This is a genomic window from Prevotella sp. S7-1-8, from assembly GCF_000758925.1.
In the GTDB taxonomy this organism is placed as follows: domain Bacteria; phylum Bacteroidota; class Bacteroidia; order Bacteroidales; family Bacteroidaceae; genus Prevotella.
Genome location: NZ_JRNC01000060.1, coordinates 23067 through 33171, shown reverse-complemented (window position 1 = coordinate 33171; position 10105 = coordinate 23067). Strand labels below are relative to the sequence as shown.

Here is a 10105-nt window from a genome sequence, read left to right as displayed (position 1 = left end):
GTGCTCTCGAAGAGCAACACTACCGTGCCTGTGAGTTCGGTGTAAAGACGGTCGTATTGCTCGTCAGAAGCAAATGTGTCCGTCAAACCGAACTTGTCGAATGTGGCTTGAATAGCCTTATTCGACAACAAGATGGTTGCGAGTCTTTCAGGAAGCGATGCAGGCAGTTCCCTTTCAAACTCATTTTCCAATACAGATACAAGCGTGTCATACTTGGAAAAATGCAAGCCTTGATACAAAACCTCGCTTGCCATACTTTCCGCTTCGGGGTGAGTGAAACCTTGCGCCACGGCATCGCAGTAAGCTGTGAGAGCCATATCTGCCCGTGCAGTGATAAACTCCGTATCTTGCAATCTCTCGGGGTGATGCTCACCCATATAACTTCTTAATTTCAATCGAAAATAGGAAAGTTCCAGCTTTTTGTTCTCTTTCATTTTTAATTTTATTTAGCGTTGATGTTCAATGATGGTTGCTTTGCGGTCAAAGAACAAGTTACTTGTCCTCCGCTTGGCTGTCTTGGCGGACAGACACGCAAAGCCTTTCGCAGTTCCCTTGTGGTATTGCTACCCATGAGTGGCTGCATCTCACGGGCAATCTTACTCTTGCTAACCTTTGCATAAAGTTCGGTGGTGGAAATGAAACGGTGTCCGAGTATCTTACTGACGGTTTCTATCGGCAAGCCGTTCTCCAAACAGATGGTCGTGGCAAAGGTGTGCCGTGCCGTATGCGAAGTGGCTTCGGTATGAGGTGGGAGGCCTGCCTTGATGATGATGTCCCTTATCTTGCGGTTGAAATGGCTATTCGTGGGGAACTCACGAAAGAGCAAACCCTCCTTTCGTCCGTCACTGACAATGGTGAGTATCTCTTCGGCAATGGGCAACAAAGGAACAATGCTCCTGTTCTGTGTCTTTGTGCGACAGAGCGATATGTACCTGCGCCCATCCCCGAATGTATAAACATCGTCCATTCGGAGTTTCTTCAAGTCTGAGAATGCCAGCCCCGTGAAACAGCCCAAGAGGAAGATGAGCCTGCAATGGTTGTCCACCGAGCGGTGTGGGCGATATGAGAGAAGTTTGTGTAAATCGTCAGAAGTGAGGGCATTGCGCTCGTAGGTGGGCGTTTCAATGTCTATCTGCTCAAAAGGGTCTTCACGGATATATCGCTCTTGCAGTGCTTTTCGGATGACTTGATGCAGGTGGCGCAGACGATTGGAAACAGTGCTTTCCTTGTTTCCCAAGTCCCGCAGCATAAATAGGCGGTAATGTTCTATGAGGTCCTTGTCTGCCTCTTTGGGAAGGGAGTCCCCGTTTCCCCTTGTTTTTAGAAAAAGTGCAAAATTCTTCCTACTGTCCCTGAAAGCCCTGACGGTAGCCTTTCCTATCGTCTTGCCCTGCAATGCCTCCTTGCTTTCACAGACGGATTGGTAAATCTCTATGAGTGTCGGGGTGGGTTTGTTTTGGTGCTGGTACTGCTCTTTCAGGTATTCAGCCGTAATGTAGTTCTCTTCTCTTAACGTGAGTTCATAGAGTGCGTGAAGTCGGTCTTCTATTGAGTTCAGTTGCAGATTGACGGCATTCACTCTGTTTGCCACCACTTTTATGCGCCCTTTCTTTGCTTGCCAATCATCTGGGGAGGTGTACAAACCTGTTGAGAATGAAGAAGACGCACCATTGCAGGTGATACGGCAGCGGATAATGCATTCATTCCTTTCGCTTGTCTTGCTTCTGTCTATATAGAATAGAATTGAAAATGTACTTTTCATTGTTCTTGGACTTTTAGTTGATTAAACGATATTGTGCGATGAGAGGGAGAATCTTCTCCACATCCCGAAAGACACGCTCTGGAGAAGTCTCTGCATACACCTGTGTGGTCTTTATCTGGCTGTGTCCGAGCATTTTCGATACGCTTTCGATGGACACGCCTTCTGAAAGCGTCATCTGCGATGCGAAGGTATGCCTTGCCATGTGATAGGTCAGCGTTTTCTGAATACCGCAAAGCCGTGCTATCTTTTTGAGGTGTATGTTCAACGTGTCACAGCCCGGTATGGGCAGCAGATACCCTTTTGGGGGTTCGTGGCGGAACGCCCTCGTATGAATGCCCTTGTACCGCTCAATGATGGCGGATGCTTCGGGTAATAATGGAATGTGGCATACATTGCCCGTCTTCACTCTCGGCTTGCGTATCCAATCCATATCAGACTCGTGGATGATATGCTCTGCCGTGAGGTGGTACACATCCGTGTAGGAAAGCCCTGTATAGCATGAAAAGAGAAACATATCCCTCGACACCTGCTCGTAGCCTTGCAGTTCGTTATCGGTTAATGCCGCAATCTTGTTTACTTCCTCCCTTGTAATGTATCGGGGTGTTCCAACGTCCCAGCGGATGGAATGGCCGATAAAAGGATAGGAGTCTATAATGTGCCGTTTGTGCAGGTCTTTGAGCAGGGATGCCAGCATAGTAAGATAACCAGCCGAAGTGTTGAGTTTAAACCCCTTTTCTTTGGCAAAATACTCCTCCAAGTCCTTGATAAGGGCTGTATCGGCTTTTTGCACGGGAATATCGTCCACATGGTAGCGGCATCTCAGAAATTCAGACAGATGCTTGCGGAAGAGCAGCAGACATTTCAGTCTTCTTTCGCTGCGATCTATGCCAACTCGCTCACGGAAGCGGTCAATATACTCATCCGCATGATGAAGCAGCCCCTGCGACTCGCTGTTTAACCCGAATACAAGTTCCCTTATCTTCCCTGCCGTGACAGTGTTGTTCAACTTGCCCGAAAGCGATTCATAAACTTGATGGACACTTACTTGCAGTTGGTCAAGTTCCCTGTTCACTGATACGGCTTCGGAACTCTTTCCCACAAGTCGCTGTTTACGACTATCCCAAATTTTTGGCGTACAGGCACATTTGCAACTGAACTGAACCATTGAGCGACCGATACTGATGCGTCCCATGATGGGACTTTTTCCGTTTTTGTCCTGCGTACCTCTCTTGAGGTAGAAAAGCAGCTTGATTTTTTCTTTTTCCATTGTTTTTTTGCTTACAAAATTATACTTCCCAGAGGAACTTAGAGCGATGCAAAACATTGATAATGAAAGAGAAATCACCGTTTTAGTTACCACTTTTAGCTGTTCTTTTCCTTTCATCGTTTCTCGAACGATTTGGTAACTGAACTCTTGCTTTTTCACTCCTTTCTTCGCCTATTTCCTTTGATGCAACTCAATGAGTAAGCAGGCAATATCTCCTCTATTTCAATCAGATACGCATTCTTCTCCTTTTCTTGCTTCCAACTCCTATACTTCCGCATAAAACGCAGCCAGCTCTGGCACCTTGATAAATGTTCTGAACCGTTCCTTCTGTATGATGTCATTCGTGATGGAGAACTCGTAGTCTGTCGACTTCTTGGCAAAGACGGCTGCCCATGCGTCAAAACTGTTGATACCTTGCTTTTCCAAAGCCTGTGGACGGAGATACTTGAACAGGAGATACAACTCCGTCAGGCTATTGGAGATGGTCGTTCCCGAAAGGAAAGTCGCTCCCAAATCCTTGCCCGACCTCTCCTGTATGGTACGAATGGCAAAGAGCATGTTTAAGGCACGCTGTGAGCCGTCCGGATTGCCCAAGCCTGATACACGGTCATGGCGGGTATTGAACATCAGGTTCTTAAATTGATGGCTTTCATCTACAAAGAGATGGTCGATACCCATCATCTTGAAGTCTACAGCATCGTCCTTACGCTCAGCGATGCTGTCCTGTATGTTCTGCAGCTTCGCTTCCAGCGTCTGCTTGCGCTTCTCCAGTCCTTTGAGCATTCCACGGGAGATGTCTCTTCCTTGTTGTCGCAACACTTCGAGATTCTCTTCCACTGAGTCCAGTTCCTTTTGCATAATCGCTTCCTGTATCTCCAAGGCCTGCGGTATCATGCCGAACTGTTCGTGCGTGAGGATGATACAGTCCCAGTCGTTGTTCTTGATGTCGTTGAAGATACGTTGGCGGTTCTGCTTATTAAAATCATTCTTGCCGGGATAGAGTACCTTAGCATTGGGATAAGCTTTCCTAAAGGTGTCGGCAATATCGAAGACGTTTGCTTTCAGCCCGATAATCATCGGCTTGTTTGCTAGTCCCAATCGCTTCATCTCATAGGCAGCCGTACACATGATAAGCGTCTTGCCCGCTCCCACCTCATGGTCGCAGATTCCGCCACCGTTGGTTTTGAGCATCCATACGGCATCTTTCTGACTCTTGTAGAGGTCAGCAATACCCAATCGTTTAAGGTCAAGGTTTGGAAACGTCTGGTGCGTACCATCAAAGTTTGGTCGTACAAAACAATTGAAAAGGCGGTTGTAACGGTCAGATAACTGCTGCTTGAAGGTGTCTGGCGTGCGTCCGAGCCAATCGACAAAGCCCTGTCTGATTTCCTCAATCTTGGCATTCGCCATCTGTATGGCATGTCCGTCCCTTACTTTAATGGTCTTGGTCTCTCCCGTAACCTTATCCGTCACTTCCTTGCTCTTGTTGATGTCGGGAATGGTATTGTGCAGGGCGTGCTTCAGGAGATTGATGCCGTCATAGCGGCGGAACTCACCCTGTACGGCATACTTGTGCCAGATATTGGCATTCTTTCGGTCGCAGATAATGCTGTATTCGTCCATATTGGAATGGTAGGATACGCCAATATCCGTCCCGAAAAACTCCGATGCGAACCTGCCATAGACCTTTGAGGGTATCCAGCGTTCACCGAGATTGAAGTCAAGGTCTGCAAATGGAATGGGGGTTGGCGTGGCTGCACGTAGGGCAGCAAGGCTCTGCTTTGCTTCTTCGTGGTCGGGATGGTCCAATAGCCATGACTCGATACGCTCCGCCTTTTCTATTACATTGCCCGAAATGAACTTGTCCGCCACCTCGTATGCGTTTTCTTCGGGATTGAAATAGATGCGACCTTCCAAGGAAGAAATGATGTCGCTTTCCTCCATATCAGGTAAAAGTGAACTCATGTAGTCAAGTTCCACCGTACCGTACTTGTTGAGCGATGCGCCAAGAGCCTCCATCGGGTCTGCGGCAACGGTCAGTTCCGTGGTGGAAAATGTCGTAGGATGGTCAAAGATGTCCGCCTTGACGTACCTGCCGTTTTCGGACCGTTCCAAGAAGAGCATTTCCACGCCTGTAGCATCCATCTTGATGATGTCGGTGTTCGCCTTCTGGTTAAAGTAGCCCCAGCGTGCAACATAGTCATCATATAGGTGGTTGAGCCTGCTGCGGTCTTCCTTGTCTTCAGCATGGTTTTCTGCCTCGTAGTCATAGAGACGATGATAGCACTCCCGTATCTCGATATAGGCTTTGAGACGGGAAAGCTGTGCATACGGCAAGTCCATCGGATTAAAGGTTGGATGTCGCTTCAGATCAGAAAGAAACCCCACCTGCCCTTTCTGCACGACAATGGTGCCGTCTCTTAGGTGTGAGTCCGGCGAAGAGAGAAAAGGGCGTGGGGAAGCGTCAAACTCCTTTCTGACTTCCGCTATCGGTTTTGGCTTGCGCTCCTCGTCTTCGTTCATGAAGTCGAAAAGGGATGGCTCACGTGAAGAGGAAGAAGCTGCTTTCCTGCTACTACGGGTACGCCGTTGAGGAGAGGTTACTGACTTTTGTATCTTGGACTCCGATGGTTTCTGGGGAGCAGTTTGTGTTATAGGACGGTGCGCCTGTGAAGTTCCTGAATTATCCTTGATTTCATTGTTCACACGGCTTACCTCTCTTGTCCAAAGGCTGTATTCCTCTGGGGCAAACAGTGACAGTTGCTCCGGTTGTCCGATGTCTTCCATGTTGTTGCCCACCACTGGATGATGATCGTCGTCAAAGAACACCGTCTGTCCGTTCATCTCTCTTGGGGCTTCAATATCCGTACGGATTTCCGACCTTTCCTGTTCGTATTGTCGGTGAAGTGTCAAGGCGGGTACACCTTCGGGTGCAGGTTCAACGTTTATGGATGGTTGCTTTGACACAGATTGCTGTGGTACAGACTCCGATGATGGTGGTTGCAATGGAGTAGTCTCTCCATTGGAAACGGTATTTTCTGTTGCCTGTGCCTTGGTAATGGTAAAATCGTCCGGTTCTATGACTTGCCCGACATTAATTTCTGTTTCAGTTTCCAACTCTTCCTTGGATATCTTGATTCCAGAAGTACCGTTCACAGTCTTCTTAACCGTGTCTTCTGTATTTGTTACCGCTTCTTCCTTAATTTCCTCTGCCACCACTTCTTCTTTGGTATATTGTTCCCTGACGATTTCTTCCAACTCGGCTATCTCGTGCAATTTCTTAGGAGAGAAATACAGGTCGCGTTCAATCCCCAGTCCTCTTACCTTCACGCCTTCCATCTCATCAAGGGACATATTGCCAAGCTCCCAGCCGTAACCCATCGTGACAGCACCGAAACCAATGCGGCTCTTAGGGTCATATTCCAGAAGGTAGGCTGTGTATGCTCCCATCGGGAAGAAATAGCGTGCATAGGCTATCTTATCGCCAATGAGTTCCTTTTCCGTACTGTAAAGTTTAGGTAGTTGCTTCCTGATACTGTCGGGCATCAAATTATAGGCATTCTCCGCCTCCTTGTCCGTTTTTGGGTCCTCTTTGGGCAAATCAACCGTTATCCCTAACTTATGCAGTTGCTTCTCGGCTTCTTTCTGCCGTTCCTCCTCCGTCATAGGTATGCCTGTTTCATAGAGTTTGCGGTCAAAGCGTTGCTCAACTTCCAAGGAGAGCTGTGTCCTGATACTCTCCGCCATATCATCAATGCTGCCATCGAAGCGATACTCCCATGTAGGCTTGCCGTAGGGGTCTGTACCCATCGTGCGCTCCGTGGCGATGATACGGTGAGCAATGTCTTTCCAATCTCCTGCAAAAAGTGAGTTGTGCTTGAAGACGACAGAAGAGCCTTCTTCTTTGGGAACGGAAAGAGTTTCTACAAACTGCTGTTCAATCCCCTCGCTGATTTCTTTACCTGTCTGCTTCTGCAGGACGATGAGGTCACTGCCTACATCCGTTCCTGCATTATCTGAAAACATGCCCGACGGTAAACGGAGAGCGGAGATAAGGCGACTGTTCTGCATGAGGTAACGGCGTATGGCTTCATTGCGAGGACTGTCCAATACACCCTGAGAGGTGATGAATGCCAGTAAGCCACCTTCCTTGATGCAGTCCAGACCTTTCACGAAGAAGTAATTGTGGATGGCACGTGTGGACTCACGTTTGAGAGTGTCCTTGCCTTTGCTGTATTCTCGGTCATAGACCATGAAATCACCGAAAGGAATGTTACTTGTAACAAGGTCGTATTTGTCCTTGTCTTCCAGTTCTCCAATGGCTTCAAAAGGCTCGTTTTGAACGAAGATATTGCCTTTTCCATAAGGGTGCAGGGCTTGGCTGATGCGGGCAGTGAGCAGGTCCTTTTCCATTGCATCTACAACACCCGCTTGCTTTGCAAAGGTCTCGGCAAAGGCACCCATACCCATAGAAGGGTCTAAACATCGTCTTATCTGCAGGTTTGTGGAGGCAAGTGCGTCCGATATAGCAGACACGATACGGGTATCGGTATAGAAGGAGGTTAGCACGCTTGCCTTGATGCTCTCCCAGTACCGTTTGGCGGTATTGGCATCTACGGATTCACGATAAATCATCTGTTTGAGCTGCTGTGTCGGTTCAAAGAGATTCTGCTCTGACTTGCTCCAATAGCGTATATCATCGGGGTTATCTGTGCGGTTGAGTACACATTTCAAGCCACCGAAGCCCTGATAGTTCCGTAAGATACTTTTCTCTGCTTCGGTGGCTTCGCGGCGTTCTTTTTCCAAGCGAAGCACAACACGGATGGCTTCTGTGTTGGCTTCAAGGACGTTTTTCTTATTGTATGCCATAGTTTTTTCTTTTTAATTAAGGAGGAAAAAGGTCGGAAGATAACAGTATATCACCTTCCGACCTGTTCTGTTCCGCTTTGTTTCTATGGGGATTATCTCCCTCTTTGTTTTCCTTTCCTGTTTTCAAATTCAAAAGAAGTGGTGTAATCTTCATTAAGGACAAGTCGGGCGTTGAACTTTTTGCTTGCCTTACTGGTCAATCCTTTGAGAATGGGTGTACGTCCTGTGGTTAGCAAATCCCGGATATGGTCCTCTGTGAGAAGCGTGCCACAAACCTCACGGAAGATATGAAAGTCACAGTCCTCATGTCTGCATTTGGCAACCTTGGCATAGATGCCCACGCTCTCAGTGCCACACTTGGGGCAGCGATAGGTGGGATAAGACTTCTGTTTGGGGGCAAGAGAAAGCAGTTCCTCACAAATGGTGCCAACGTAAGAGTTGATGCCTTGTGCAAACTTTTCGGGCGGCATCTGTCCAGCCTCGATAGCGGCAAGAGCCAGTTCCCAACCACCTGTCATCTCTGCATTGGCAATCTTTTTGTCCTTGACAATCTCATAGACGACCAAGCCTTTCTCGGTAGGTATGATGGATTTCTTGTCTCTTCGGATATAGTCACGGAGGATAAGCGTTTCGATGATGTTGGCACGGGTGGCAGGTGTTCCGATGCCACACTCAGCCATTGCTTTCTTACTTTCTGCATCTTCGACCTCTTTTCCTGCGTTCTCCATAGCAGAAAGCAGTGTCGCTTCTGTGTAGAGAGGTTTAGGTTTGGTTTTATGCTCGGTGATGTCCGCATTGACAAGTGATAGGACTTCACCTTCTGCTAAGTTCGGCAATGAAGACAAAGTATGTTCATCACTATCTTCTTTCTTATCTGCTTCCGCTTCTTTACCTTTCTGTACGGCTTTCCAACCTAAAGAGATTTGTCGGCATGCTTTCCAAGTAAAGGTGTTGGTGCCGTCCGTGAAACGAACCTGCATACGATCTTCCTCTGAATCGGGAGAAAATGCTTCGATGAAACGAGTTACTACCATCTGATAGACGGTCACCTCTTCTGCCGATAAGCCCTGTGGTGTTTCTCCTGTAGGAATAATGGCGTGGTGGTCTGTTATCTTTGTGTTATCCACCGAATGGCGGTTAAGCGGAGTCGGAAGTGTTTCTCCTGTCTTGCGGAGCAGGGTGGGTACTTCCTCGAAAACATCCTCACTGATGTATCGGCTGCCTGTGCGGGGATAGGTCGTGATTTTCTTCTCATAGAGGCTTTGGGCTATTGAGAGGGTTTTGTCTGCTGAAAAGCCGTGGCGTCTGTTGGCATCTTTCTGCAAGGCAGTAAGGTCGTACAAGAGTGGTGGCGCGGTATGTGTTACCTTTATTCGCCCATGCTCATCAACTCGTCTTACGACCGATTCCACTGTAAGCTGGCTCTGACTGCGAAGCGTAGCGAGAGCTGTCTGTGCTGATGCTTCATTCTCATAGTCTTTACAGCCAACGGCTTTCAGTGACAAACCCTCTTTTTCTGTGAGAACGGATAATTTCCAAAATGGTACGGAAGAAAAATCACGGTTCTCTATATACCGACGGCAGACCATAGCAAGAGCTGGGGTTTGTACCCGTCCCAAGGAATAGCCGCCTTTGCGGACGATGGACAATGCACGGCTGGCATTGATACCCACCAACCAGTCGGCTTCGCTTCTTGCCTTGGCGGAGTAATAGAGATTATCGTAATGGCTTCCAGATTTGAGATTGGAAAGTCTTTCACGGATAGCTTTATCCGTCAGTGATGAAATCCAAAGACGGTCGAAAGGTTTCCTACAACCAAGATGTTGATAAATATAGCGAAATATCAACTCTCCTTCACGCCCTGCATCGGTGGCAACAACAATACGGTCTGCCTTGTCGAAGCAGGAACGTATCACCTTGAGTTGTTTGAGTGCTGCAGGATTGGATATATATTCCTTGTCCCTGCGCACTTGGCGTACCACTAACTGAAAAGGATTGGGACGGATGGGCAGGTCTTCGGCTTTGTAGGCGGAAAAGCCGTAGGCTTCAGGCATGGCAAGGGCGATGAGGTGTCCCATTGCCCATGTAACGAGATACCCACTTCCTTCTAAATATCCGTCCTTCTTGCTATTTGCCCCAACAATGCGGGCTATATCTCTGGCTACCGAGGGTTTCTCGGCAATAATACAAGTTGTCATAGTCGATAA

The 10105-nt window shown here is 48.0% G+C and carries 5 protein-coding genes; all 5 read right to left on the bottom strand.

Features of this window, described 5'->3' with window-relative positions; translation table 11 throughout:
* Window positions 1-434, bottom strand: a 434-nt coding sequence (locus tag HMPREF1640_RS09720; RefSeq protein WP_036894236.1) for a DUF1896 domain-containing protein, incomplete at its 3' end; no start/stop codon positions are given.
* An 8-nt stretch (window positions 435-442) separates the two neighbouring features.
* On the bottom strand, window positions 443-1762 hold the full coding sequence (locus HMPREF1640_RS09715) for a site-specific integrase (protein ID WP_008451375.1): 1320 nt from the start codon (window positions 1760-1762) through the stop codon (window positions 443-445).
* A 13-nt stretch (window positions 1763-1775) separates the two neighbouring features.
* Window positions 1776-3029: a site-specific integrase gene (locus HMPREF1640_RS09710; protein WP_036894238.1), complete on the bottom strand. Its 1254-nt coding sequence runs from the start codon at window positions 3027-3029 to the stop codon at window positions 1776-1778.
* A gap of 264 nt (window positions 3030-3293) precedes the next feature.
* Window positions 3294-7898, bottom strand: coding sequence for a DUF2958 domain-containing protein (locus tag HMPREF1640_RS09705; RefSeq protein ID WP_036894233.1), 4605 nt, complete (start codon window positions 7896-7898; stop codon window positions 3294-3296).
* 92 nt (window positions 7899-7990) lie between these two features.
* Window positions 7991-10096 carry a type IA DNA topoisomerase gene (locus tag HMPREF1640_RS09700; RefSeq protein WP_036894232.1) on the bottom strand — a complete coding sequence of 702 codons (2106 nt, stop codon included), beginning with the start codon at window positions 10094-10096 and terminating at the stop codon, window positions 7991-7993.
* Window positions 10097-10105: the final 9 nt, after the last annotated feature.